The sequence below is a fragment of the Arthrobacter glacialis genome (genome assembly GCF_002909415.1).
GTDB lineage: Bacteria > Actinomycetota > Actinomycetes > Actinomycetales > Micrococcaceae > Specibacter > Specibacter glacialis.
The window spans coordinates 1-24809 of record NZ_PPXB01000022.1; the positions used below are offsets into that span (position 1 = coordinate 1).

At 60.1% G+C, this 24809-nt stretch carries 29 protein-coding genes; 16 read left to right on the plus strand and 13 right to left on the minus strand.

All coding sequences use genetic code 11. The features are described 5' to 3' along the window. Positions 1–198: 198 nt before the first annotated feature. Positions 199–432, minus strand: a complete 234-nt coding sequence (locus tag CVS28_RS18910; RefSeq protein WP_103482474.1) for a putative acetyltransferase — start codon at positions 430–432, stop codon at positions 199–201. A gap of 111 nt (positions 433–543) precedes the next feature. Here CVS28_RS18910 and fdxA point away from each other — a divergent pair, with 111 nt between their 5' ends. The 6 genes from fdxA (at position 544) to CVS28_RS18940 (ending at position 5411) form a co-directional block, all read left to right on the plus strand. Next, positions 544–867, plus strand: coding sequence for a ferredoxin (gene fdxA / locus CVS28_RS18915; protein ID WP_054012064.1), 324 nt, complete (start codon positions 544–546; stop codon positions 865–867). A gap of 10 nt (positions 868–877) precedes the next feature. Further along, entirely contained in the window at positions 878–2041 is a 1164-nt protein-coding gene (gene dapC, locus CVS28_RS18920; protein WP_103482475.1) for a succinyldiaminopimelate transaminase, read from the plus strand. Positions 2042–2252: 211 nt separating this feature from the next. Continuing rightward, complete coding sequence (locus CVS28_RS18925; RefSeq protein WP_103467637.1) at positions 2253–3536, plus strand: citrate synthase; 1284 nt, start codon at positions 2253–2255, stop codon at positions 3534–3536. Positions 3537–3637: 101 nt separating this feature from the next. Next, the gene (locus CVS28_RS18930; protein ID WP_133159205.1) at positions 3638–3823 is read left to right on the plus strand and encodes a hypothetical protein; all 186 of its coding nucleotides are present in this window, start codon (positions 3638–3640) and stop codon (positions 3821–3823) included. Between the two features lie 57 nt (positions 3824–3880). After that, positions 3881–4504: a TetR/AcrR family transcriptional regulator gene (locus CVS28_RS18935; protein WP_103482477.1), complete on the plus strand. Its 624-nt coding sequence runs from the start codon at positions 3881–3883 to the stop codon at positions 4502–4504. Positions 4505–4799: 295 nt separating this feature from the next. Further along, positions 4800–5411 (plus strand): hypothetical protein, encoded by a 612-nt coding sequence (locus CVS28_RS18940; RefSeq protein WP_103466902.1) that lies wholly within the window; start codon positions 4800–4802, stop codon positions 5409–5411. Between the two features lie 6 nt (positions 5412–5417). On the opposite strand, the gene CVS28_RS18945 is transcribed toward CVS28_RS18940, so the two are convergent. After that, positions 5418–6311: a hypothetical protein gene (locus tag CVS28_RS18945; RefSeq protein WP_103482478.1), complete on the minus strand. Its 894-nt coding sequence runs from the start codon at positions 6309–6311 to the stop codon at positions 5418–5420. 48 nt (positions 6312–6359) lie between these two features. Continuing rightward, a complete protein-coding gene (gene dapD / locus CVS28_RS18950) occupies positions 6360–7388 on the minus strand; it encodes a 2,3,4,5-tetrahydropyridine-2,6-dicarboxylate N-succinyltransferase (RefSeq protein ID WP_103466904.1) in 1029 nt (342 codons plus the stop codon). A gap of 168 nt (positions 7389–7556) precedes the next feature. Here dapD and CVS28_RS18955 point away from each other — a divergent pair, with 168 nt between their 5' ends. Both CVS28_RS18955 and CVS28_RS19855 read left to right on the plus strand, forming a co-directional pair. Next, positions 7557–8705, plus strand: a complete 1149-nt coding sequence (locus tag CVS28_RS18955; RefSeq protein ID WP_103482479.1) for a glycosyltransferase family 2 protein — start codon at positions 7557–7559, stop codon at positions 8703–8705. A gap of 5 nt (positions 8706–8710) precedes the next feature. Next, entirely contained in the window at positions 8711–8875 is a 165-nt protein-coding gene (locus CVS28_RS19855; protein WP_165788213.1) for a hypothetical protein, read from the plus strand. 68 nt (positions 8876–8943) lie between these two features. Here the strand turns inward: CVS28_RS19855 and CVS28_RS18960 are convergent, their stop codons facing one another. From CVS28_RS18960 to CVS28_RS18980, 5 genes are all read right to left on the minus strand, one after another. After that, positions 8944–10095: a hypothetical protein gene (locus CVS28_RS18960; protein WP_243399977.1), complete on the minus strand. Its 1152-nt coding sequence runs from the start codon at positions 10093–10095 to the stop codon at positions 8944–8946. Between the two features lie 285 nt (positions 10096–10380). Then, complete coding sequence (locus CVS28_RS18965) at positions 10381–11985, minus strand: molybdopterin-dependent oxidoreductase (RefSeq protein WP_103482480.1); 1605 nt, start codon at positions 11983–11985, stop codon at positions 10381–10383. A gap of 128 nt (positions 11986–12113) precedes the next feature. Then, the gene (locus tag CVS28_RS18970) at positions 12114–12932 is read right to left on the minus strand and encodes an anti-sigma factor (RefSeq protein ID WP_103466907.1); all 819 of its coding nucleotides are present in this window, start codon (positions 12930–12932) and stop codon (positions 12114–12116) included. After that, positions 12932–13513 (minus strand): ECF RNA polymerase sigma factor SigK, encoded by a 582-nt coding sequence (gene sigK / locus CVS28_RS18975; RefSeq protein ID WP_103466982.1) that lies wholly within the window; start codon positions 13511–13513, stop codon positions 12932–12934. The genes CVS28_RS18970 and sigK overlap by 1 nt, the downstream gene beginning before the upstream one ends. 93 nt (positions 13514–13606) lie before the next feature. Continuing rightward, positions 13607–14281: a fasciclin domain-containing protein gene (locus CVS28_RS18980; protein WP_103466983.1), complete on the minus strand. Its 675-nt coding sequence runs from the start codon at positions 14279–14281 to the stop codon at positions 13607–13609. Between the two features lie 172 nt (positions 14282–14453). Between CVS28_RS18980 and dapE the strand changes: the two genes are divergently transcribed. Continuing rightward, the gene (gene dapE / locus CVS28_RS18985; RefSeq protein WP_103482481.1) at positions 14454–15620 is read left to right on the plus strand and encodes a succinyl-diaminopimelate desuccinylase; all 1167 of its coding nucleotides are present in this window, start codon (positions 14454–14456) and stop codon (positions 15618–15620) included. A 95-nt stretch (positions 15621–15715) separates the two neighbouring features. Here the strand turns inward: dapE and CVS28_RS18990 are convergent, their stop codons facing one another. From CVS28_RS18990 to CVS28_RS19005, 4 genes are all read right to left on the minus strand, one after another. Further along, positions 15716–16561 (minus strand): amino acid ABC transporter permease, encoded by an 846-nt coding sequence (locus CVS28_RS18990; protein WP_103466909.1) that lies wholly within the window; start codon positions 16559–16561, stop codon positions 15716–15718. Further along, entirely contained in the window at positions 16558–17208 is a 651-nt protein-coding gene (locus CVS28_RS18995; protein WP_103466910.1) for an amino acid ABC transporter permease, read from the minus strand. The genes CVS28_RS18990 and CVS28_RS18995 overlap by 4 nt, the downstream gene beginning before the upstream one ends. 83 nt (positions 17209–17291) lie before the next feature. Next, complete coding sequence (locus CVS28_RS19000) at positions 17292–18188, minus strand: glutamate ABC transporter substrate-binding protein (RefSeq protein WP_207767552.1); 897 nt, start codon at positions 18186–18188, stop codon at positions 17292–17294. Positions 18189–18267: 79 nt separating this feature from the next. Then, positions 18268–19023 (minus strand): amino acid ABC transporter ATP-binding protein, encoded by a 756-nt coding sequence (locus tag CVS28_RS19005; RefSeq protein WP_103466911.1) that lies wholly within the window; start codon positions 19021–19023, stop codon positions 18268–18270. Positions 19024–19144: 121 nt separating this feature from the next. On the opposite strand from CVS28_RS19005, the gene CVS28_RS19010 reads away from it, so the two are divergent. The 5 genes from CVS28_RS19010 to CVS28_RS19030 all read left to right on the plus strand — a co-directional run bounded on the left by CVS28_RS19010 (position 19145) and on the right by CVS28_RS19030 (position 22604). Next, complete coding sequence (locus tag CVS28_RS19010) at positions 19145–19918, plus strand: LOG family protein (protein WP_103482482.1); 774 nt, start codon at positions 19145–19147, stop codon at positions 19916–19918. A gap of 52 nt (positions 19919–19970) precedes the next feature. Further along, positions 19971–20411 carry a DivIVA domain-containing protein gene (locus CVS28_RS19015; protein WP_243399978.1) on the plus strand — a complete coding sequence of 147 codons (441 nt, stop codon included), beginning with the start codon at positions 19971–19973 and terminating at the stop codon, positions 20409–20411. A 5-nt stretch (positions 20412–20416) separates the two neighbouring features. Beyond that, positions 20417–21034 carry a DNA-3-methyladenine glycosylase I gene (locus tag CVS28_RS19020; protein ID WP_103482483.1) on the plus strand — a complete coding sequence of 206 codons (618 nt, stop codon included), beginning with the start codon at positions 20417–20419 and terminating at the stop codon, positions 21032–21034. Continuing rightward, positions 21025–22278 (plus strand): hypothetical protein, encoded by a 1254-nt coding sequence (locus tag CVS28_RS19025; protein ID WP_243399979.1) that lies wholly within the window; start codon positions 21025–21027, stop codon positions 22276–22278. Before CVS28_RS19020 ends, CVS28_RS19025 begins: the two co-directional genes overlap by 10 nt. A 158-nt stretch (positions 22279–22436) precedes the next feature. Then, on the plus strand, positions 22437–22604 hold the full coding sequence (locus tag CVS28_RS19030) for a DUF3117 domain-containing protein (protein ID WP_082000207.1): 168 nt from the start codon (positions 22437–22439) through the stop codon (positions 22602–22604). Positions 22605–22674: 70 nt separating this feature from the next. Here CVS28_RS19030 and CVS28_RS19035 read toward each other — a convergent pair whose 3' ends face one another. Further along, on the minus strand, positions 22675–23307 hold the full coding sequence (locus tag CVS28_RS19035) for an O-methyltransferase (protein ID WP_103466914.1): 633 nt from the start codon (positions 23305–23307) through the stop codon (positions 22675–22677). A gap of 187 nt (positions 23308–23494) precedes the next feature. Here CVS28_RS19035 and sigE point away from each other — a divergent pair, with 187 nt between their 5' ends. Together sigE and CVS28_RS19045 are read left to right on the plus strand one after the other, a co-directional pair. After that, positions 23495–24142 (plus strand): RNA polymerase sigma factor SigE, encoded by a 648-nt coding sequence (gene sigE, locus CVS28_RS19040; protein WP_103482484.1) that lies wholly within the window; start codon positions 23495–23497, stop codon positions 24140–24142. A gap of 111 nt (positions 24143–24253) precedes the next feature. Beyond that, complete coding sequence (locus CVS28_RS19045; RefSeq protein ID WP_103466916.1) at positions 24254–24670, plus strand: twin-arginine translocase TatA/TatE family subunit; 417 nt, start codon at positions 24254–24256, stop codon at positions 24668–24670. Positions 24671–24809: the final 139 nt, after the last annotated feature.

Sequence of the window (24809 nt, forward strand, 5' to 3'; positions counted from 1 at the left end):
CGCCAATCCCTCACGATTCACCCGCCGACCCATGGCACCCCAGATCGACGCCTACGTCGCCATCAACGACCCCAAACAACGAACTCAACAAAACGTCAATCTCTCTCAAACAGGTTGACAGATACCGTATCTGCGCGAGCGTTAGGAAGCAGGGCCCTGCGGGCACGGCAGCTGCATCGTCAGGCGCCCGGTCAGCAGCTAGTGCTGCACACGGCGTTCGCGCCGCGGCGGGGGCGGGGGAACCGCCTTGGCGAGTTGGACGTCGTCGAACTTTATGGTGAGGGTCCCGGTGCGGGTGGCGACGGTACAGCCGAGATCGTCACGGGCCACAAGATCGCCCAAGGCGTCCGTGAGGCCGGAGCCGATCCTGTAGCGGATTACCACGCGCGTGCCCAGCGGAAGTTGGGTCAGGCGCTCAAGTGCACTGTTCACCTCTTCATACTAAGTCTCTCGGAGGTGCGGGCACGGCGGTGGTGGGGGATAATGGGTCAAGCGGTGCTTTTTGTGCGCCGCCCATTGAACTTTTGAGGAAGGTTGGGGTTCGTGACGTACGTAATTGCGCAGCCATGCGTGGATGTCAAGGACAAGGCATGTGTTGAGGAATGCCCTGTTGACTGTATCTACGAAGGCGAACGCTCGCTCTACATCCACCCCGACGAGTGTGTTGACTGTGGCGCCTGTGAGCCTGTTTGTCCCGTAGAGGCCATCTACTACGAGGATGACACTCCGGATGAGTGGGCCGAGTACTACAAGGCCAACGTTGAATTCTTCGATGTTTTGGGTTCTCCCGGCGGCGCGGCCAAGATTGGCAACACGCACACCGACCATCCGTTCGTTGCTGCCTTGCCGCCGCAGAATCAGGACTGATTAGTTACCCATGACCTCGGCCCCGCAGCACGCGTCCCGGCAATTTGGCCTCCAGCTTCCTGAGTATCCTTGGGATGCCTTGGCTCCCTATCAGGCCACGGCAGCCAAGCACCCGCACGGTGTGGTGAATCTTTCCATCGGCACGCCCGTGGACCCCACCCCTGCCCTGATTCAGGACGCCCTGAAGGCGGCTGCGGATGCGCCGGGCTATCCCACCACGCATGGCACGCTGGCCTTGCGCCAGGCCATTGTTGACTGGTTTGCGCGCCGCCGAAACGTTGCCGGGCTCGACCCAGCCGACGTCATGCCCACAGTGGGTTCCAAGGAACTGGTTGCCTGGCTGCCCCTGCTGCTGGGTCTGGGTGCCGGCGACGTTGTGGTCCGTCCCAAAGTTGCCTACCCCACCTATGACATGGGGGCTGTGTTTGCCGGAGCCACCCCGGTTGCCGCGGATTCCCTGGCGGAGCTCGACGCCGAAACCCTCGCCAAGGTGCGCCTGGTGTGGGTCAACTCCCCGGGCAACCCCACGGGGATTGTGCGCGGCGTGGCCGAGCTGAAGGTGCTAGTTGAGCAGGCCCGGGCCATTGGTGCTGTTGTGGCCTCCGATGAATGCTACGGCGAGCTTGGCTGGGGAGCGTGGGACACCGAAAACGGTGGCGAGGCAGTTCCCAGTGTGCTGGATGCCCGCGTTTCCGGCGGATCGAATGACGGCCTGCTGGCCGTTTACTCCCTGAGCAAGCAGTCAAATGTGGCCGGTTACCGGGCCGCGTTCGTGGCTGGCGACAGCGCCATCATGGCGAACATGATCAACAGCCGCAAACACGCTGGCATGATTGTGCCGTACCCCGTCCAGGAGGCCATGCGCGTTGCCCTGGGCGACGATGCGCATGTTAAGGAACAGAAGGACAAGTACCGCCTGCGGCGGGAACAGCTAGTGGGCGCCTTGGAAGCCTTTGGGCTCACCATTCACCATTCTGAAGCCGGACTGTACCTGTGGTGCACGGCCGGGGAAGACACCTGGACAACCATTGGGCGCCTTGCGGAGCTGGGCATTTTGGCCGGTCCAGGCACCTTCTATGGCGAGGCCGGAAACGGTTTTGTCCGGGTAGCACTAACAGGTAGTGATGAACGTATTAGCGCAGCAGTGAGTCGACTCGGCGCAAAAACATTGTGATTTTGTGCAAAGTAGCCACTTTTTGGCCTCAGGATTAGTCTTGAAGGCCCTTAAAGCGGTAGTTTCGTAGATAGCCGTCTAGGCTACCGGACGCTTAATTTGCTGAGTTTTTCTTGGGTTTTCACCTCAACGGACGCGGAAATCACGCGGACGGAAAACTTGCATTGAACTAACCAAAGCCTTTTGAAGGCTACCTCATGAAGGGGACTCCATGTCTGATTCCACGAGCGCTACGCTGCGCTACGACGGCGGAGAACTTGAACTTCCGCGACTCGAAGCAGTTGAAGGCAACGCCGGGTACGACGTTTCCAAGCTCCTGAAGACAACCGGCGCTGTCACGTATGACCCCGGCTTTATGAACACCGCGGCCACCTCCTCTGCCATCACCTACATCGACGGTGACAAGGGCATCCTGCGCTACCGCGGATACCCCATCGAAGAACTGGCAGAACACTCCAGCTTCCTGGAAGTTTCCTTCCTGTTGATCTACGGGAACCTGCCCACCCCGGCAGAACTGGAAGCCTTCGATCAGCGCATCCGCCGCCACACCATGCTGCACGAGGACCTCAAGGGCTTCTTTGGCGGCTTCCCGCGCGACGCACACCCCATGCCGGTGCTGTCCTCGGCCGTCTCCGCGCTGTCCACGTTCTACCAGGACTCCCTGGACCCGTTCGACGACGAGCAGGTGGAGATGGCCACCATCCGCCTGATGGCCAAGATGCCCGTCATCGCCGCCTACGCGTACAAGAAGTCCATCGGCCAGCCCATGCTGTACCCGGACAACTCCATGAACCTGGTGGAGAACTACCTGCGCTTGAGTTTCGGCCTGCCGGCCGAGCCCTACGAAATGGACCCGGTAGTGGTCAAGGCCCTTGACCTGCTGCTGATCCTGCACGCAGACCACGAGCAGAACTGCTCCACCTCAACCGTTCGCCTGGTGGGCAGCGCAAACGCCAACATGTTTGCCTCTGTTTCCGCCGGCATCAACGCCCTCTTCGGCCCGCTGCACGGCGGCGCCAACGAGGCCGTGCTGAACATGCTCCGCGATATCCAGGCCAGCGGCGAGCCCGTGGAGAAGTTTGTTGAGCGCGTGAAGAACAAGGAAGACGGCGTGAAGCTCATGGGCTTCGGACACCGCGTCTACAAGAACTACGATCCGCGCGCCACGATCGTCAAGGCCACGGCCCACGAGATCCTCGAGAAGCTCGGCGGCAACGACGAACTCCTCGCCATTGCCATGCGTCTGGAAGAGGTTGCGCTGACGGATGAGTACTTCATCTCCCGCAAGCTCTACCCCAACGTGGACTTCTACACAGGCCTGATCTACAAGGCCATGGGCTTCCCCGAGAAGATGTTCACCGTCTTGTTCGCCATTGGCCGCCTGCCGGGCTGGATTGCCCAGTGGCGCGAAATGATGAAGGACCCGCAGACAAAGATCGGCCGCCCGCGCCAGCTGTACACAGGCGAGCCGGAGCGCATGTACCCTTCGCGGTAACCTGTTTTTCTAGAGTACGACGGCGGCGGGAGACTTTCCCTTGGGGAGTCGCCCGCCGCTTTTCCTTTGCGTAACCCGGGATGAAAGTAATAAATATGAAAATGTCTACACTGTTGCTGCACACCTTCTCCATGGCCTTCCCCATTGTGGTTGTGGTGTTGGGGATCATGGTGCTGCTTGGCAAGGCCGTTTTCGTGCCATTCTTCATTGGTGCCTTGGTCGTCATGATTGCGTTGCTGGTTCTGCTGTACCTAGACAAGAAGAATAACGCTGCCGCGTCCAAATAGTGACCCGCATGGTCCTGCGGTTGAGTATTTGTGAAACATCTGTGCTAAAAAAGATGTGTGCCGAAAATTGTTGATGCAGACCAGCGCCGCGAACTTGTGGCAGATGCCGTATTCCACCTCATCGCCGAGCGAGGGCTGACACAAGCTTCGCTACGTAACGTGGCCCAAAGAGCCGGTCTGGCACTGGGCTCGGTGCGGCACTATTTTGACGACCAGGCTGAACTGATGGAGTTTGCTTTCAGGGTCAATTCTGAGCGCATTCACCTGCGGGCGCTGGAAAAGTTGGAAGCACTGGAAGCGGAGGAACTCCCCGCTGAGCGCGAAGCCTTGGTGGAGAAGTGTTCCGGCGTTCTAGCTGAACTGCTGCCATTGGATGAACCCCGCCGTGCGGACGCCGTGGTGCACATGGAGTTCATGCTGGACGCACGCACCAACACAATACTTTCCGATGCCGCCCAAGACGACTACCGCGCCACGGGGGCAGTGGTGGGACGGGTGGTGTTGCAATTGATGGAAAGCCCTTTGGCGACCAAGGTTCTGGCGCCGGTGGACGAGGCTGAACGGCTCATAGCCGTCCTCGACGGTTTGAGCCTGCGCATGGTTCTGCAGCCGGCGTGGTCAGCTCCCGAGCACGGCCTGGCAACCCTCCGGCGACACCTGGTAGACCTCATCACCCCCTAGCCCCCCGCAAACCACCAACGCTCGCTCAGTTGCGGGGCCTTTTTAACCAACGCTCCTGCAGCAACGGGGCCGTTTTAGGGAACGCTCGCGCAGTTTGCCATGGACCAGCGCTTTGGGGTGAGCGAGGGTTTCATATTTTCCACCCTCTTCTGCGCGAGCGTTCCTTGATTTCCCCCCTCTTCTGCGCGAGGGTCGGCGTCGGGGGGAGATATTGACCGTGCCTAGTTCGGTGCGCCGGAGTAATCTTGGAGTAGGGATTGTTGCACCATAGTCGCGGCGGCTGGAGGCTGAAATAATGCATCACACAGGTGGCCCTGGGTGGCGGATCACAATGGACACGTGCAGTCCAATGCTGACGGCCCTGTATCTTCGGGATGTGGCAGGCCTGGACGGTGCTGGCACCCCGGCCCTTTCCCATGTGGCCCCCACTGTCCGGGCAGCAGATCATTCGCTGCTGACCTCCGGAGTGGGAGGCGCTGAAGCCTTGCGGGACCAATGGGAGGTGTGGTGGAACAGGCTGCTACAAAATTTCCCTGACAATCAACAAAAGCTGACCCCTCCGGACTTCCCCGAGCTAGGTGGCATGCCTGCCCTGCAACGGGTGGCACATGCCCACTACGGCGCCGCCGTCACCTGGTCACGGGAACAGGCACAGCTGTACGCCCTGATGGCCGCTCAGCGGGAAACTCTGGGCGGGCACAAGATTCTGGCTGACCTGGTGGAAAACCGGGAGCTGGAACTGGGCCGCCGGGCACGGGAATTTACCCTGAGCATTGTGGAAGTTCCGCTCGCCGAACAGCGGGCCTGGTTCATAGAACCAGACCGGTTGATCATGAGTTCCCATCTCATGGATGACCCACAAGCATTTTGCAGCTACGTTCAACCAGTAGTGGAACTGCTGGTCTAACGGACGCTACTGATTGACGGGTGGCGCAGCCGTCATGACCACGCTCAACTGACCGGGAACCGCTGCACTTACAGCCTGCCAACCCACATTGTGCCCGCCCTCATTGGCCGTGCGGTCCCACATCTTTCCGGCGTAGCTGATCTGTGAAATGCCAAACTGTTCTGCATTGGCCAACAGCCAGTGGGCCGTGGTCCAGCCAGCCGCGTCGTCGACATCCATGAGCACCCTGACGCTGCCGTCGGCAGCAGCGGCGGTAGTGAACGGCACCTGGCCCATGACCGAGGCCATGGCCGCAGCCATGGCTTCGGGAGTGCTGGCGACGGTGGCCGGTGGCAGTGTGCAGTTCAGGGCCTGCGGTGTCTGCCCGGTCAGTGCTGAGGCAAAAGCCCGGGAGAGAGTCTCGTGCTGGGCGTAGGCATGCGGATAGCCAGAACGCTGCACAATCTGGGCGGCGTCGTTGATGGACATATCCACGTAGCCGGGCACTTTCGCCAAGACGTCATAAAACGCGTTGGCGGAGTACAGCGGATCCATGATTTGTTCCACGGTTCCCCAGTCCTGGGACGGGCGCTGCTGGAACAAGCCCACCGAATCCAAATCACCGTAGTCAATATTGCGCAGCTTGGATTCCTGCAAAGCAGTGGCAAGGGCAATCGATGCGGCACGTGCAGGCATGCCGCGCTGCACAGCCACCGCGGCGATCAACGCTGCGTTTTGGCTTTGATCCAAAGCCAAACGGTAGCTCGTTTCCCCCACAGTGGCCGTGCAGCCCAGCGACAAGCCAGGGGCAAGAGCATCCCTGAAAGTGTTGCTCAGCCAGACGCCGCCGCCAATGAGGAGGCCGGCGCTGATCGCCGCAACGCTCAACCACGCAACAATGCGCCGACTGGCTCTGCTCATGGTTGCCCGACTAATGCTTGAGTGGACCCGCCGGTGGCGGGGGAGCCACTAGTTGGCATGCAGGATCTCGTTGAGGGCAACGGTGGTGCCCTTGCGGGGAAGGGCTTCAACGCCACCTGTGGTGGAGTTGCGGCGGAACAGCAGATTGGCCACACCGGAGAGTTCGCTGGCCTTGACCACCACAGCCGTGTCTTCGCCGTCGGCGTCCTTGGGGCCCAAAACACGCACCCGGGTGCCTGCGGTGACGTAAAGGCCTGCCTCCACCACTGAGTCGTCGCCAATGCTGATGCCAACACCGGAGTTGGCGCCGAGCAGGACGCGTTCACCCAAGGTGATGCGCTCCCGGCCGCCACCGGACAGGGTGCCCATGATAGACGCGCCACCACCAACATCGGTGCCGTCACCAACCACCACCCCGGCTGAGATACGGCCTTCCACCATGGATGTGCCCAAGGTGCCGGCGTTGAAGTTCACAAAGCCTTCGTGCATGACAGTGGTTCCTTCGGCCAGGTGGGCGCCCAAACGGACCCTGTCGGCGTCAGCAACGCGGACACCTGCGGGGATCACATAGTCAACCATGCGCGGGAACTTGTCCACCGAGTAGACAGTTACTGGACCGCGACGGCGCAGCTTGGCACGGGTGAGCTCAAAGCCTTCCACGGCGGCCGGGCCAAAGTTGGTCCACACCACGTTGGCCAGCTTGCCGAAGATGCCGTCCAAGTTGATGCTGTTCGGTGCCACCAAACGGTGTGAAAGCAGGTGCAGGCGGAGGTAAGCGTCCACGGCGTCGGCCGGGTCGGCATCCAGGTTGATCTGGGCGAATACTACCCGCTGGACCACGCCGCGGTCGGCGTCTTCGCCAGCCTCAGCCAATGCTGCGAGCTCGGCGCTGGCCTCTGGGGCGTTGCCCAGAGCATCTGTGGCCGTACCCAATTCCGGGGCGGGGAACCACACGTCAAGAACATCACCGGAGCTGGTGATGCTGGCGAGGCCGAAGCCATAGGCGGAACGTTCTGTCGCTGCAACTGTGAGAGTCATGGTCCTAAGTTTATCGGCACTCGATGAAGTCGGTGACAGCCGGGGCCCAGCATGTCAACAGGCCAGTGCTACCAAGCACCAAAGATTGTCTTGATCGACTCTTGATGCACTCTTGTTCCTTTCCTGACGGTTTCTTATCCGTTGGCTGAGTTGCCACTGCCATAGTGAGAAAACGGCAAAGAAAACACAAACAAAGGGAGGAATTCGATGCACACTCAACACACTTTTGGTGCGGGGATTCTTCCCACCGTTTCGGCAGACGCCGCAGAGGTTTCGACACAGGGATCCCACAGGGCCGTTGGCGGGGTGGTGACAGTTTTGGTCCCCGCTCACAATGAAGCCGAAGCAATCATCGAGACGCTGGAATCGCTCGGCCAGCAAACGCGTAGGCCCGATCGGGTAATTGTCATTGCGGACAACTGCACTGACGCCACCGAGCAGCTCGCTTTGTCCTACGGTGCGGAAGTAATCTGCACCGTGGGAAACACGGACAAGAAGGCCGGTGCATTGAACTTTGCACTGGGGTGGCTCCTCGCAGACGCGCACCCAGATGACCTCATTCTGGTCCAGGACGCCGACTCACAGCTCTCGGCGGATTTCATTGAGAACGCAGTGTGCCACTTGAGTGCGGACACCATGCTGGGGGCTGTTGGCGGGGTGTTTCGGGGCGGTCCCGGGGGCGGCTTTGTTGGCCATCTGCAGCGCAATGAGTACGCCCGGTATGCCCGGGATGTGAAACGGCTCCACGGGAAATGCTTGGTGGTGACAGGAACCGCAGCACTGTTCCGGGTGCAAACACTCAAGGGCGTATCAGCGGCCAGGGTTAACGGTTCACTTCCGGCCGGCAACGGCCACGGCGGGGTTTATGACACTTCTGTCCTGACGGAAGACAACGAACTGTCATTCGCGTTGCTGACTCTGGGTTACAGCATTGCCTCGCCGGCCGACTGCACGCTGGTCACGGAAGTCATGCCAAGCTGGCGCGAACTGTGGGCCCAACGGCTTCGGTGGAAGCGGGGCGCCGTGGAGAACTGCGTGCAGTATGGCTGGACCAAGGTCACGCGCCCCTACTGGGGCCGCCAGGTCCTGTCGATGATCGGCGTTCTTGTCACCATCGCCTACTTCTCTTCCATAGCGGTTGCCCTGGGTTCAGGGGCCGGTCTGCACATCCACGCATTCTGGATGGCAGTGACAGGCGTTTTCGTGCTCGAGCGGATTGTGACGGTGCGGCTCAGGGGCTGGAAGTACATGCTGTTGGCGGCCACCATGTACGAGACAGTCATCGACCTGTTCCTGCAAGTGGTTCACGCCAAGGCTTACTTGGATGCAATTTTTAACAAGAAGAAAGTTTGGTAAGGAATATGTACGACAACCCAGCAGCCCCCATGGCCGCAGGAGCAGGATCGGCAGCACTCGCCATGACCGGAGCTGGCCAGCTGTTTTGGTTCGCCTTGGCAGCATTCGCGATGCTGGCACTCGGTATGGCTGTCAAGCGTATTGTTCCGGTGCGCAAGCGCAAGGCGTAGCGAACGCCTTGCCTGCCCAGTGGCCGGGAACTGCGAAGTTCCCTTCGCAGTTCCCGGCCACAGTGGTCTTACCTGATGGGTGCGGTAAATGCAGAGTCCTTGGACACTGTGGTGTAGCCGGACTTGGATCCGGTGACACGCACCATCATGGTTTTGTTAGCGTCGGCTTTGACCAGCTTGTAGGTTTTTCCCGTTGCCCCCGTGACGGCTGCGCCCGAGCGGTACCACTGGTACTGGAAGGTTGCGCCCGAGGTCCATGTGCCGGGGTTGGCCGTCAAGGTGCTGCCCGTCCGCAATGTCCCGCTGATGGTGGGTGTAGGGGCAGTGAGCGTCAACGGTTCGCTGGCCGGCGGGGTGAAGGAAAAGTCACGAATAGTGACAGTTTCCGGGGCAACGTGTGCCGGATCGCCGCCGCCGCCTCCGGTTACCCAGAGGTTGAAGTGGATGGCTTCCTTGGCGGGTACCGGCACAGTGGAGCCCACCATGACAGTGCGTTTGAGTAAGGTTCCCGTGTAGCCCTCGCCAGCATACGTTTCAAAGGTTAGCTTGCCCGGTTCCCACACCATCTTGTGGGTCAGGATGAGATCACTTGTCACGTCAAAGGTGATGGTGCTGTTTCCCTCGCCAGGCGGCTTGCCGGCGTCGAACCAGTAACCGTGCCCTTGGGTGACGGGCCAGGACTCGCCGTAGCTGGCTCCGCCGCCCCAAGCGGAGGCTTCGCACAAATCGATTTCGTTGAACCCTGGCGTCGCCTCCGGGTCGTAGGTGAACAGACAGCCCCAGACCACTTCCTTCGCCAGCGCACTGACGTCCTTCTCCACCGTGGTGCTGTAGGTGCCATAGCCGAACCCTTCCCGCGTCGACTGGAACTCCGCGCCGGCCGGTGCGGATCCGCTCGGATTGGACAGCGTCATGGTGACATGGCCGTTCGCATCGGGGCTGCTGACGTTGGCCGGATCGAAGCTCTGGTTGTATTGCGGGGCTCCGCCCCAGAAACGCTTCTGCCAGTTGAAGCCCTTCCACGCAAAACTGCCAACCGGTCCAGGATCCTCCGCCATGGGAGTGGTGTCAGCGGCGTGGGAGGGAACCACCCCCACCATCATGCACAGGCCCACCGCCACGACGAGGGCCAGATGATGGACCCTCGTGGGAAAATGCCCCACCTTGGTGGGTTTCGACTCGCCCCTCATGTGAAGAAACGCAATTACCGTCCGTGACATAGCCGAGACCTCCGCTGTTAGGTACCCCGGTGACCACCATGGTCCCGCGGTTGGCAAGCCGGATTGGTCCGGTTGCCCGCAATTTTGGGCATCTGCCCAGTACATTCGCTACAAACCCCACCCAAAGGATGCAACCCAATGATTATGGAACATGTCACTGAACTTTGGGGAGAAATCTTTTTTGACTTGCTGGTGCACCATGGCCAAGGAAGTGGATTAAAGAAAGAAAGGAGGCATTGGCGGGGGAGTAACTCCCCGGCCAATGCCTCCTTTTTTTGGTTGTGCCTAGGTGACATTGAAGGTGATGGAATGCCAGCCCGTGGAACCATCGGGTTCCGGTGGCGCCTGCTGTTCTATCTGCAATTCGCCGTCAGCGTCATAGGCGCGGACCCGTACTTTGTGAGTTCCGGCGGGGGCGTTGTCCCAGATATACGACCATTGGCGCCAGGTGTCCACCGATGCTTCGTCCGCCAACTGCGCGACTTGCCATGCGCCGCCGTCGAGCTGTATCTCCACCTTGGAAATGCCCTTGGTTTGGGCCCATGCACTGCCGCCAATGGAAACCTTCCCGGCGGGCACCCTGCCCAAGGCGCGTGGCACTTCAATGCGTGATGCAGTCTTGATGGGACCGTGTGAGGACCAGCCGCGCGAGGTCCAGTAGCCGGCCTTTTCGGCGAAGGTGGTGACTTCCAAGTCCACAACCCATTTGGTGGCTGAAACAAAGCCATACAGGCCTGGGACAACCATGCGCACGGGGAAACCGTGATCCAACGGAAGCGGGTCACCGTTCATGCCCACTGCGAGCATCGCATTGCGGTCGTCCTGCAGCACGGGCAGGGGGGTTGAGGCGCTGAAACCGTCGATGCTGGTGGAGAGCACCATGTCTGCGCCGTCCTTGGGCTTGGCCCGGGCAAGCACCTCACGCAAAGGGAATCCCAACCATTTTGCATTGCCGGCCAAGTTGCCGCCCACCACGTTGGAGACACACGTCAAGGTCACGTAGCTCTCGATGAGTTCGGAGGCCAGGAGCTCGTCAAAGTCCATGGTGAATTCTTCCTCCACCATGCCGTGGACGCGCAATTTCCAGGATGACGGGTCGATCTCGGGCACAATCAGGGCCGTGTCGATCCGGTAAAAGTCTGCGTTGGGGGTCACGAAGGGCGTCACGCCCTCAACAGGCGCTTGGACGCCGGCAGGCAGCGCGGCTGCCTTGGTCTTCGGGGAGGGCAGTTTCAAGGCTTCGCGGACTGTGTTGACTGCGTTGCGCGTGGTGGCAAGGACTGCCCCACCAATACCCACCACGACGGCGATCCCTGCCAAGGCTGCCGAGCGCAAGATAAAGGAGCGCCGGCTGGGGCCGGTATCCGGTACCGGCTGTGCAGCTGCTGCCGGGCTCGTGTTTACCGGCGTGTCCGCTGGGTGTGGTTTGACTTTGCTTGTCGGCGTCAAGTACCTCAGGGCCCACAGGCCTGCTGCTGTTCCCAGCAGGAGCGGTACCAGGTCAAAGATGCTGGCGCCGGCTCGGGTAATGATGCACAGTGCCATGACGACGGCAAAGCCCAGCACCATGGCCGAGCCCGCCTTGAGGCTTTTGCGCGCCACAACACCTGCCGCTGCCGCCAGGAGTGCCGCAGCAATGGTCATGGAGATCAGTAGGACCATTTTGTCATTGGTGCCAAACGTGGCAATGGCGAAGTTCTTCATCCATTTGGGGGTGAAGTCAATGAAGGTTGATCCCACGGACGTCAGGGGGGAGGCAACAGGTCCGAAGAATGCCGCGACGAGTTGGGCTACCGCAAAGAGGACCCCGGCGGAAATGACTCCCGCCAGGGCGCCGTCCAGAATTGCCCGCCTGTTCTGTTGCCTTGTCGCCGTGCTCTGCTTGCCCATATCAGGATCCTTAGAACGCTTGCTTGTTCTACCGCAGGTTCCTGAAGTAGAAGTACTTGCAGGTACTTCGGAGCCGAAAGCCCACCGGATTGCTCCGGTGGGCTGATTCCTAGCAGAGAAAAAACTGCCTAGATGGCTTGCACCACTATGGGAGTTGTGGTGGGAGCGGGCGACCCGCCGGCTGGTTCCACCGTGATGCCCACATGCGTTGCGCCGCCCACGGGCCCGTTGAGTACCTGCATGCCAGGGGCTTCCGGGTCGGCATGATCCATAAGGCCTGCCGGTACTGCGCCTGCTGCCGAGATGAACCACAGTTCATAGGTCTTGCCTTCCGGAGGTGCCGGCATGCCGCTGACCATGACTGCCGCCCTGTTTGCCTTGCCCGACGACGCCACGGTGACGGTTCCGCCGTCGGACAATGCAGTGGTGGCGATTTTGGCGTCGGGTGAACCCACAATGCTGAGCATGGCCTCCTGCTGGGCCGCAGCAGCCTTCTGCTGTGCCTCGATGGCAACGAGCTTTTCCTCCATGTCCCGTTGCGTTGCGTTTTGGCCGGCAACCCAGCCACCCACGCCAACTCCGGCAAAAATGGTCAGGGCTGCTGCTGCGCTCAGGGCCGGCAACCAGGGGCTGCGGCTGCCCTTGTTGAGCTGTTGTGCGGCGGTCTGAGAAGGGCGCCGCCTGGCCGATGAAATGTCCCTGACCACTGAGCTGGCTGGCAGTTGGCGGGTGTTGCGAATGGCGGCCATGACATCTGCCTTCAACGCGGCCGGAGGGTCTTCTGTGGCTGTGCCGTAGGCGAGAAGGGCGGCTGTCTCGCTGAGGCTGCGTACTTCTTCCAGAGTTTCTGCGTCCGTCAATGCGTAGCGCTCAAACTCGTTGCGTTCGCTGCTCTCCAGGGCATTCAAGGCGTAGGAGCCGGTGAGTAAATGCAATTGCTTTTCCATCACGCTACTCCTAACCTGTCCCTGAGCCGGATCATTCCGTCACGAATTCTTGTTTTAACAGTGCCGACTGGAATCTTGAGCAGTTCGGCAACTTCTTGGTGTGTGTACCCACCGTAGTAGGCCAAGCTGATGGCTTCCTGTTGGGGTTGCGTCAGAGAGGCCAAAGCAATCCTGACGCGTTCGGATTCCATCTGGGTCTCGACGGTGTCTGCGACGTCGTCGTAACTCTCCTGGTATTCCTTGATGCCTTGGCGAAGATCCCTGTCGGAACTTGCCTGGCTGGCCCGAACCTTGTCAACGGCTTTTCGGTGCGCGATGACCAAAATCCAGGACATTGCCTTGCCTCGGTCCGCGTCAAAGCGTGACGCCTGTGACCAAATGTCGATGAAAACCTCTTGTGTCACTTCCTGGCTTTGTGCCGGGTCGCGCACCACCCGCCGCACCAGGCCAAATACGCGGGGTGCAACGGCGTCGTACAGTTCTTCGAAGGCCGCCTCGTCGCCCAAGGCGACGAGGCGGATCAGGTCCTCATGGGTTGGTGGTGCCAGGGGCTCCACGGACCGCAACCAAGGTAAACGCATACTGTCTACCTTGCCATGGTCCGTCCCCATGAGCCCATTCCCTCCGACGTGTGTTGCATTTTGTTGACGCGATAGTTCAGCAGATCGCGGCAGTTACTTCTTTGCCGGGGGCATCAGGACCGTGTCGATCAGGTAAACCGTGGCGTTGGCCGTCTTGACGCCACCACAGATGACCTTGGCGCCGTTGACCATCAGGTCGTCGCCGCTGCCGGTGACTTCCAGGTTGCCACCCTCAGCCGTTGCGTGCTCGCCGGCAACCGCGCTCGGTGCCAACTGGCCGGGGACCACATGGTAGGTCAGGATGGAAGTCAGCGTTGCGGAGTCCGTCTTCAATCCTTCGATGGTTTCTGCCGGGATCTTGGCGAAAGCGTCATCAACGGGAGCGAAGACAGTGAACTCGCCGGAGTTCAGCGTGTCAACCAGGTTGACGTCCTTGTTCAACTGGCCTGAGACGGCTGCCGTCAGGGTCTTGAGCAGCGGGTTGTTCGATGCTGCCGTGGCAACCGGGTCAGCTGCCATGCCGGCCACAGAGCCAGCGCCACTGGGAACGGCTGCTGCGTAAGCGGCACAACCTGAACCAACCAACTCGCCAGCCATTGCTTCGGTGGTTGCCATGGGAGCTTCGCTGGTTGCCATGGGAGCATCCGAGGTGGCGGTGGGGGTGGTGGTTCCGCCGCTGCAGGAAGTGATTCCCAATGCGGTGATGGCCAGGAGGCCCAGGCCGAGGCTGAGGCTCTTACGGTTTGCAAACTTCAAGGTGGTGTTCATGATGATCTCCGTAGTGTGAAAGCGGAAGGATTCCGATTTGCTTCCCGTGTCCGTTGCCTTCAAAACTTTGCTCCGGTGGGCTGTCAGAGAGTACTTCGGAGCCGCGGATGGAGCGGATTGGAATGAAGGCAAGAATTATTTTTGGGCCGTTTGGCACCGGTAAACTGGGGCCATGACTAACTCCAACGCCCCAACAACTTTCGGCACCACAGCGGCAGGCGGGCCCGGCATCGACGGCGGGGCAACCGGCGTCGTACAAGCTATTCATACTCTTGACCTGCACGCGGATGTTGCGGCACTCACGGCTGAGCTGATGGACATTGAAAGCGTGTCAGGCAACGAGCGGGCGCTCGCCGACGCTGTGGAGGAGGCTTTGTCAAAGCTGGGGCACCTGCAGGTAACGCGCAACGGTGATTCCCTAGTCGCAAGGACGTCGCTGGGCAGGGCGGAGCGGGTAATTCTGGCCGGCCACCTGGATACAGTCCCGCTGCCCACCACCCCGGGATCGCGCGGGACGGTGCCCAGCACGTGGGACGGCGAGGTGCTGTACGGCCGCGGCGCAACGGACATGAAGGGTGGTGTGGCCGTGCAGCTGGCCCTGGCCGCCACCTTGCGTGAACCCACCAAGGACGTCACGTTCATCTTCTACGACCATGAAGAAGTTGCCGCAGCCAAGAGCGGGCTGGGGAGGTTGGTCCGGGAAAACCGGGAATTGCTGGACGCTGACTTTGGCATTTTGTTGGAGCCCACCAACGGAACTGTGGAGGGTGGCTGCAATGGCACCATCCGCTTTGAGGCCACCACCTCCGGGGTGGCTGCTCATTCGGCCCGGGCATGGATGGGGGAGAACGCCATTCACGCCGCTGCCCCCATTCTGGCCCGACTGGCTGAATACCAACCAGCCACCATCACCGTTGACGGACTCGACTACAGGGAATCACTGAACGCCGTGAAGATCCACGGCGGCACCGCCGGCAACGTGATTCCGGATCAGTGCGTCGTGGAGATCAACTACCGGTTTGCCCCTGACAAGACGCCGGACCAGGCGGAAGCACACGTACGTGAGCTCCTGAATGGCTTCGAGATGGTGCGCACGGATGCCGCAGCGGGAGCCCGTCCGGGTCTCAACGCGCCAGCCGCTGCCAGCTTTGTTGCCGCCGTGGGCCGTGCACCGCTGCCCAAGTATGGTTGGACGGATGTGGCTCGGCTCAGTGAGATGGGCATCCCGGCGGTCAACTTTGGTCCGGGGGATGCGCTGTTGGCGCACAGCGACAACGAGCACGTCCACGCCGATGACATCCGCGAGTGCCTGGCTGCGTTGACGCGCTGGCTCAGCTAATCCCTTCTTAAACAACTGACCCGCAGTAGTGGCTGAAAATTCACGGAAATCGTGACTTTTTCGACCACTACTGCGGGTCAGTTGTTTAAGGGGTGTTAGCCAGCTATGCCAACCTTGACGGCCTTGACGACCTTGACGCGGGAGGACATCTTGCTTTCGGTGTACTTGGCAATGCCGGACAGGATCAGGCACAAGCCCACGTAAATCGCTGCAGTGACCATGAGCGCCGGAATCAGCGGTGAACCGTACTGGCCCTGGGAACCGAGGAAGTTCGCGTACTTGAGGATTTCGTCGTAGGTGATGAGGAAGCCAAGAGCGGTGTCCTTCATAATGACCACCAGCTGGGCGATAATGACAGGCAGCATGGAGCGGACAGCCTGAGGCAACAGAATAGTGCGCATCACCTGGCCCTTGGTCAGGCCGACGGCAAATCCGGCCTCGCGCTGGCCCTTGGGCAAAGATTCAATGCCGGCACGGAACACTTCAGCCAACACCGATCCGTTGTACAGGACCAAGCCAACCACGACGGCGATGAAGGGTGTGATGCCCTTGACCCCGACCGAGGGGAGGCCGTAGTACATGATCATCATCAGGATCAGCAGCGGCACAGCCCTGAACAGCTCCGTGAACCAGTAACACGGGATGCGGACCCATTTGCTGTCAGCCAGACGACCAAAGGCGAGCAGCACGCCCAAAAGAATACTGCCGATGGCGGCAACGCCGAAAGCACTAAGCGTGGCCCCGATGGCCTGGAGGAACTTTTGCTGGACCAGAGGGAAGGTGAAGATCTCCCACTTCTTTGCCGTGAACTGTCCGGACTCATAGAACCGGTAGAGGATAAAGCCAATGATGCCCACCACAACGAGTGCCGTGAAGATATTCAGGTAAACATTGCGCACACGGGCTTTGGGACCGGGAACATCGAAAAGAACAGAACTCATCGCGCTACCCTCCACTTCTTCTCGAGGTAGCGTTGCAGCGGTGTCAAAATGCCCAAGACAAGCACCACAAAGATTAGGGCAACCCACAGCAGACCCGGCAGCAACGGTTCACCGCGTTCGCTGAGGTAGGCGCGGATGGAGCCGGCCTCAAACACGGAGAAACCGGCAGCAACCGTGGTGTTCTTCAGCAGAGCGATAAATACGCTGAACAGCGGTGGCACCACCGACCGGAAGGCCTGCGGCAGCACAATCAAGGACAGCGTCTGCATGAAGGGCAAACCAATGGCCCTAGCGGCCTCGGATTGGCCCACGGAAACCGTGTTGATGCCGGAACGGATGGCTTCGGAAACGTAAGTTGCCGTATAGAGGGAAAGGCCGATGATGGCTGCCGTCATGAAGCTGATGTTGGGCAGGCCGAGCTTGGGGTAGCCCAGCGCAAAGAAAGCCAGAATCAGTGTCAGCGGGGTATTGCGGACAAAATTGACGTAGAAGGTTCCGGCGGCACGCATGGCCGGTGCCGGGGAGACACGCATGCCGGCGACGATAGTACCCAGGATCAGGGCAAAGAACGCGGAAATGACAAACAAGATTCCGGTGTTCTTGAAACCTGTGAGGAACAGGTCACTGTTGTCAATAAGTACATTCACAGGGCAGTGTCGCTTTCAGTGAATTGGAGAGGACGAAGTGGTGGTGTTGTGCCAGCTGGCACAACACCACCACTGGCGGGTTTTTAGTACTGGTCTACGGCAGGCTGATCAACCTTGGTGCCCGAAAGGCCCAAGGTGGATTCGTAGATCTTGGTCCACGTTGCGCCACCGTCGGTGAGGGTCTTGTTCAAGAAAGTGCGCAGGGCCGTGTCGCCCTTGGCCAGGCCGATTCCGTACTTCTCAACCGTGAACGGTTCACCAACAACCTTCAGGTTGTCCGGGTCCTGGGAAGCAAATCCAAGCAGGATGGCCTGGTCCGTGGTTACGGCGTCCGAGTCACCGTTCTTCAAGGATTCAACGCACTTGGAATAGAGGTCAAATTCCTGGGGCTTTGCTTCCGGGAAGTTCTCCCGAATGTTTTGGATGGGGGTGGAACCGACAGCGGAGCAAACGTTCTTTCCGGCCAGATCCTTCTCGCTCTTGATGTCGGTGTTGTCCTTTGCCACCAAAAGGCCCTGGCCTGTGATGAAGTACGGTCCGGCAAAGTCAACAATCGCCTTGCGCTTGTCAGTGATGGAGTAGGTGCCCACATAGAGGTCAACATCCCCATTGGCCAAGGCCGTCTCACGGTTTGCTGACGGGATTGCCTTGAATTCAATCTTATCTTTGGCGACACCCAGTGAGGCTGCCATCCACGTTGCGATCTCAATGTCGAAGCCCGAGCGCTCGCCCGTGGCCGCGTCAAGGTAACCCAGGCCGGGCTGGTCTTCTTTTACACCAATGCGGACTACGCCGGAGGACTTGATTTTGTCAAAGGTGGGGCTGCCTGTCAGCGCAACATCCTTGGCTACTTCAAACGCTGGAGCAGCGCTGGTGGACTCGCCGCCCGTGTCGCCGCCGCCGCAGCCGGTCATGGCGAGCGCAGCCGCAGTCAGTACGGCTGCAACGCTGAGGGTTTTCCTGCTAAAAATTTTCTTCATGGGGATTCCTTTCATAGACGGCCATGACGGCCGTTGTAATGAGCGGCTACTGGAGCCAAAAAGACGAGAAGACTGGTGGTCAGTTGGTGAGGATTTTGGACAGGAAGTCCTTGGCCCGGGGGGTCTGCGGGTTGGTGAAGAACTCCTGGGGGGTGGCTTCCTCCACGATTTGCCCGTCCGCCATGAAAATGACCCTGTCCGCGGCTTTGCGGGCAAAGCCCATTTCGTGGGTGACAACCACCATGGTCATGCCCTCCTTGGCCAGTTCGACCATGACATCAAGGACCTCGTTGATCATTTCCGGGTCAAGTGCACTGGTGGGTTCGTCAAAAAGCATGACCTTTGGCTTCATTGCCAAGGCCCGCGCAATGGCCACACGCTGCTGCTGCCCACCGGACAGCTGAGCGGGCAGTTTTGCGGCTTGATGACCCACACCAACACGTTCCAACAAACCCATGGCGAGTTTGTCGGCGTCGGACTTGCTCATGCCTTTGACCTTGATGGGGCCGAGAGTGACATTCTCCAGAATGGTTTTGTGGGCAAACAGGTTGAACGACTGGAAGACCATGCCGACGTCGGCACGCAGATTTGCCAGTTGCTTGCCCTCCTTGGGCAGTTCCTTGCCATCAATGGTGATGGAGCCGTTGTCAATGGTCTCCAGCCTGTTGATGGTGCGGCACAACGTTGATTTGCCGGAACCTGACGGTCCAATGACCACCAGTACCTCGCCCTTGGCCACTTGCAGATTAATTTCCTGAAGCACGTGGAGAGGGCCGTAGTGCTTGTTAACAGCCTTGAGTTCCACGAGCGCAGGAGCATGTGCGGGATTTGTCATGGTTCGAATGTATCGACAATTGCAAGACTCGGTAAAGGTTTTGGGTAGCTCGGCCCGGATCGTAACGCTAACGAGATGTTGTGAGCCGAGCCACGGAATGTTTTCACGTACCCTTGTTCCCATGAGCGCACCAACAGGATCCAGCCGAAACCCACTTCCGCAACTTCGCCGTTTTGGTATTTGGCGCAAGAACGGCTCGGGCCGCGACACAGCAGATGCCAGACTGTTGGAGACACCTCGCAGCAGCGACTTCACCCACACTGATCCGTGGCGGGTCATGCGCATTCAAAGCGAATTCGTCCAGGGCTTCGACGCCCTGGCTGACATTGGCCCTGCCATCAGCGTGTTCGGTTCGGCACGCACCAAACCCGAATCGCCCTACTACGCAGTGGGTGTTGAAGTGGGCCGGCGCCTGGCAGAGGCCGGGGTGGGAGTCATCACCGGTGGCGGGCCGGGGTCCATGGAGGCAGCCAACCGTGGCGCATCGGAGGCCGGCGGACTCTCCATTGGTCTGGGGATTGAGCTGCCCTTTGAATCAGGCATGAACGCGTGGGTTGGCCTGGGTGTTGACTTTAGGTACTTCTTTGCCCGCAAGACAATGTTCGTCAAGTACGCCCAAGGCTTTGTGGTGCTCCCCGGCGGTCTGGGCACCTTGGATGAGCTCTTCGAGGCCATGGTTTTGGTGCAGACATCCAAGGTGAGCCAGTTCCCCATCGTTCTGGTTGACAAGGCTTTTTGGGGTCCGCTGATGGACTGGATCAGGGATGTCATGGTGGTTCAGGGACTTGTTTCAACCCAGGACCTGGACATTGTTGCCCTGGTGGACACTGCCGAAGAAGCCGTGGAATTGGTGATGGCTGGAAAAGCCGGCGCGAAAGTTGCTGGACGAGGCTAGGGGCTTACGACACGAACGCTTAATGCAGCCCGGCATCTGGCACGATGGACTGGTGACTTACTTCCTAATTTTTCTTGCCGTGATGCTGGCTGCCGCGGTGGTGCTCTACGTTGTTGGCTTGAACAAGCCCGACGCCGGGTCAGCCGTGTATCAGGACGGCATGGCGGTCCCCGTGGCCAATCTGCCACCGGTGCTGCTGCCGGATGCGCCCGAGCCCGCTGACGTGGACAAATTGCGTTTTTCACTGGGCCTGCGCGGTTACCGCATGGACCAGGTTGATGAGGTTCTTGACCGGTTGCGTGATGAACTGGCAGCCAAGGATGTGCGCATCGCCGAACTTTTGACGTCCGACGCCGGTGCCCCGGCTCCCGCTGCTGGCGAGGGTGACGCCGTGGTTGCCGATGCAGCGGGCGTTGCCGGGCCCGCCGTCGTCGTCAAAGAGTTGGGCGAATCAGAGGTTTCAGCACTCCAGCAGACACCCGGCAACGGGTAGGTCTGATGGATCTTGTGAGCGGCACCGACGCAAAAGCTCGCTGCGCGTGGGCCGGGATTGAGCGTGATGAGCAATATCAGCAGTATCACGACACCGAATGGGGCAGGCCTGTCACGGGTGAGGCGGAACTCTTTGAGCGTCTGAGCCTTGAGGCCTTCCAGTCGGGTCTGAGCTGGCTGACCATCCTGCGAAAACGTGAATCCTTTAGGCGCGCGTTTGGCAACTTTGAGCCCGCAGTGGTGGCCGCCTTTGGCCAGGACGACATTGACAGGCTCATGGCGGATGCCTCCATTGTGCGCAATTTGATGAAGATCAATGCCACCATTGGGAACGCCCGCGCTTTGCTGGCCCTGCCGCAGGGCACAACGCTGTCCCAGCTTTTGGCCAGCCATGCCCCGGCTGCCGTCCGGGGCGCCGGCGAGCCCATTCCGGGTAAAACTGCCGAATCCCTGCAACTGGCCAAAGTCTTGAAGAAGCACGGCTTTGCGTTCGTGGGGCCAACCACCGCCTATGCCATGATGCAGGCCGTGGGGATTGTCAACGACCACCAGCCCGGCTGTTGGCTGGCAGCGCCGCTCGGCCGGGACCTCGCGCCCAGCGGTGAGGCGCCAGAATGGCCATGATGACTGTGCGTTCCTCCGCGGGCACATCCACAACCACCATCAACGATGAGCTCTACGCTCTGTTGCGCCGCTTCCTGTCCCCTTTGCGCCGGGCGCCCTGGTGGCTGAAGGTCACCTTGCTGTATGGGGCGGCCCGGCTGGTTTCCTTCGCCATCTTGCTGGGCGCCGCCTGGCATGCCGAGGCATCCCCGTGGGGCGGCAAGCAGCCCGACTACCTGACGTTCATCAACCGCTGGGATGCCGGCTGGTATGAGCGCATCTACGACGGCGGCTACCCCACCACCATTCCAAGGAACGAAGACGGTACGGCACAGCCCAACCAGTGGGCCTTTTATCCCGTCTTCCCCTTGCTGGCCCGTGCGCTGAGCAACGTGACGGGGCTGGCCTGGGCCCCTGCGGCCGCGGTGGTGGCAACCGTGGCGGGACTGGCAGCGGCCTTGATGATCTATGTTTTGTTCAGGCATTTCGCATCGCCCTCAACAGCCCTCTGGGGAGTGGCATTCTTTGCCATGTTCCCGATTTCCCCGGTGCTGCAGGTTCCCTACGCCGAATCGTTGGGTACGTTTTTCCTGGCCGCCGCGCTGTACCTGCTGATTAAACGCAACTACTGGGCGGCCATGCCGGTGGTGATGCTCATGTGCCTGTCCCGTCCGGCAGGTGCGCCGTTTGCCGCCGTCGTGGGTATCCATCTGTTGCTCCGGCTCTGGCACCGCAAGACCGATCCCTTCCCGGCCAAGGAAATGCTCAGCGGGGCACTGCTGGCGTTGGTGAGCCTGGTGATGGCGTTCTCCTGGATTTTCATTGCCTGGTGGTGGACAGGGGACCGGAGTGCCTACACGGACACCGAGACCGCCTGGCGCGGCGAAGACCTGGTGCTCTTCAAGCCCTGGTTCGACGCCAGCGTGGACCTAGTTGGCCCGTTCTGGGGCCCTCTGCTGCCGCTGCTGCTGGTGGCATTGGCCGCCCTGTTCCTGAATTCGAGGGCCGTGCGGGCCATCGGCGTGGACCTGCGGATTTGGTGCGGCATGTACCTGCTGTACCTCATGGCCGTGCTGCACCCGCAGTCCAGCACGTTCAGGATGATGCTGCCCCTGTTCCCGCTGGCCCTGGCGGCAGCGTTCATCTCCACCTCCAAGGCCTACCGCTGGAGTGTCCTGGTCATGTTTGGCGTGCTGCAGATTGTCTGGGTGGTGTGGTTGTGGCAGTTCGCCGCCATCAGCACCGGACAGGCATGGCCGCCGTAAAGCACTAGGCTTGCAGGTAGCACTTGTCAACAGGGATGGCACCGATTAACACCCCAGTGAGCAAGTGCGGAATAATGATTGTGAGCGATACAACACAAACGCTTTGCTAGGGAAATCCCAGCAAATGCGGGTTTGTACTACGAAAAGGGGAACTTCTGATGGCTGCCATGAAACCTAGAACCGGCGACGGTCCAATGGAAGTAACAAAAGAAGGTCGGAGCTTGATCCTGCGACTGCCGCTGGAAGGTGGCGGACGGCTCGTAGTGGAGATGAACGCAGACGAGGCAGTCAGCCTTAAGGAATGCCTTGTGGGCGTTACCGAATAGTTTTTAGCTCCACTAAGAATTACCCGGCGGGGCAGCGGAAGCTGCCCCGCCGGATTGTTTTAAAGGATTGTTAGCGCTTGACCGCGAGCAGCAGGCCGTCGCCTGTGGGCAGCATGGCGGAGATCAGCGATTCATTCTCGCGGATCGTTTTGCCGACTTTGCGGAGAATTACCGTGCTGGTTTCCCGTATGGCCGGATCGGAGACACGGTCCTTGTCCAATGCATCATTGATGATCAGCAGGCCCCCTGATTTCAGCAACCTGATGGCTTGGTTCACGTATTCGGGGAAACTGGGCTTGTCGGCGTCAATAAAAACCAGGTCGTAGGCGCCGTCGGTCAGGCGCGGTAAAACATCCTGGCCACGTCCGGAAATGGTGCGGGTGCGGTTTGCGGGGGACCCTGATTCGGCAAACGCCTCACGGGCCGCCTTCAAATGGTCAACATCGGGATCAATGGTGGTCAGCACCGCCCGCGGCCCAAGCCCGCGCAGCAGGGCAACACCTGAGACACCGGCTCCTGTGCCCACCTCAACCACTGTTTGTGCCTTGGAGGTTGCCGCCAGTACCGTCAAGGTGGCCGCCACGCCGGGGCTGACAGGGAACAAACCCAGCTCGTGCGAGCGTTCGCGGGCGCGTCGCAGGACAATATCTTCCACGGGCAGGCCCTCTGCGTAGGACCAGCTGGTGGATTTATCGGCACTCATGGGTGGTATTTCCTAAACTGTTGCGGTATCTAGCTCTAGCCTACTGCCTAACCCCACGGCACAATCCCCGTAACTCTTCAGCAAAATGTCAGCTTTGTTTGACACACTGTGGGGACTATCAGGGAAACCTTCCCGTAGCGTAGATTCCCCGCATCAGGGGATGTAGCCAATGAAGCGAGGTGCAGCGATGAGTTCAGCCACCACCCCCGTGCTCCGTCCCGCTGTTGCAGCCCAGGATCAGACCGGGCCGGCAGCGCACTGGGTTACGCCGTCATGGGATGAGGTGGTCACAAATCACTCCGCCAAGGTCTTCCGGCTCGCATACCGCCTGACAGGCAACAAGCACGACGCCGAGGACCTCACCCAGGAAGTTTTTGTGCGCGTCTTCAAATCCCTGGACAAGTTCAAGCCGGGCACCCTCGATGGCTGGCTGCACAGGATCACCACCAACCTCTTCCTTGATACGGCCCGCCGCAAGCAGCGCATACGCTTCGACACGTTGTCCGATGATGCCGCGGCACGCCTGGCCGGCACGGACCCGGGCCCGGAACGGACCTTCGAGTTCAACAACTTGGACAGGGATATTGCCGCCGCACTGGAGGCCCTGCCGCCAGACTTCCGTGCCGCCGTCGTCCTTTGTGACATGGAGGGCCTCTCCTATGACGAGGTGGCGCACGCCCTAAACATTAAGTTGGGCACTGTGCGATCGCGCATTCATCGCGGACGGGCCATGCTGCGTGAATCCTTGGCCGACCGTGCGCCCGGCCGCGAGACGGATGTGCGCCCAACGCGAAAGACCAGATTGTCGCTGCCGCGCATGATGGGGGCACGCTAGAATCATTTCAGCCAAACCCCGGCTGTCCGTCCGCAAATTGCGAAGCTAAAACTTCCAAGCGTTACCGCTAGGAATCGTTGCTTTCAGTGTTGAGAGGGTAATCTTCCTAACGTGTTTGGTATCAATACCCCTGAGCTGATCCTTATTGTCCTCGTGGCAGTTTTGGTGATTGGCCCCACCCGGCTCCCCGGTTACGTGGAGAAGCTGAAGAACCTCATCCGCGAGGTGCGCAAGATGGCTTCCGGCGCGCGCGAAACCATCAAGGAAGAAGCAGGGGTAGACATTGACGACATCGATTGGAAGAAGCTCGATCCCCGTCAATACGATCCGCGCCGCATTATCCGCGAAGCCCTGATTGACGACGACGAACTGGATCAGCTCAAGTCGCTCAAGACAGCCCCCTCCGCAGCCCTGGCGGCCATGTTGGGCAAGGACAGCGACAGCAAAGTTTATCCGGCCGCAGATGAGCCGGTAATTGAACGCCTGGCCGCAGACCAGCTTGCCCCGTTCGACGTCGAAGCCACCTGACGCTCGCTCACTTACCCTACGTGCCAGCCTTGAGTGAGAGAGTTTTTCTCATTCATGTTTGGTGGGGCAGGAGGAGATAATTATTCATGGATATTCCCCAGAGGCCTTCCCGTCATGCGCATTTCTTGCCGGCGGAGCG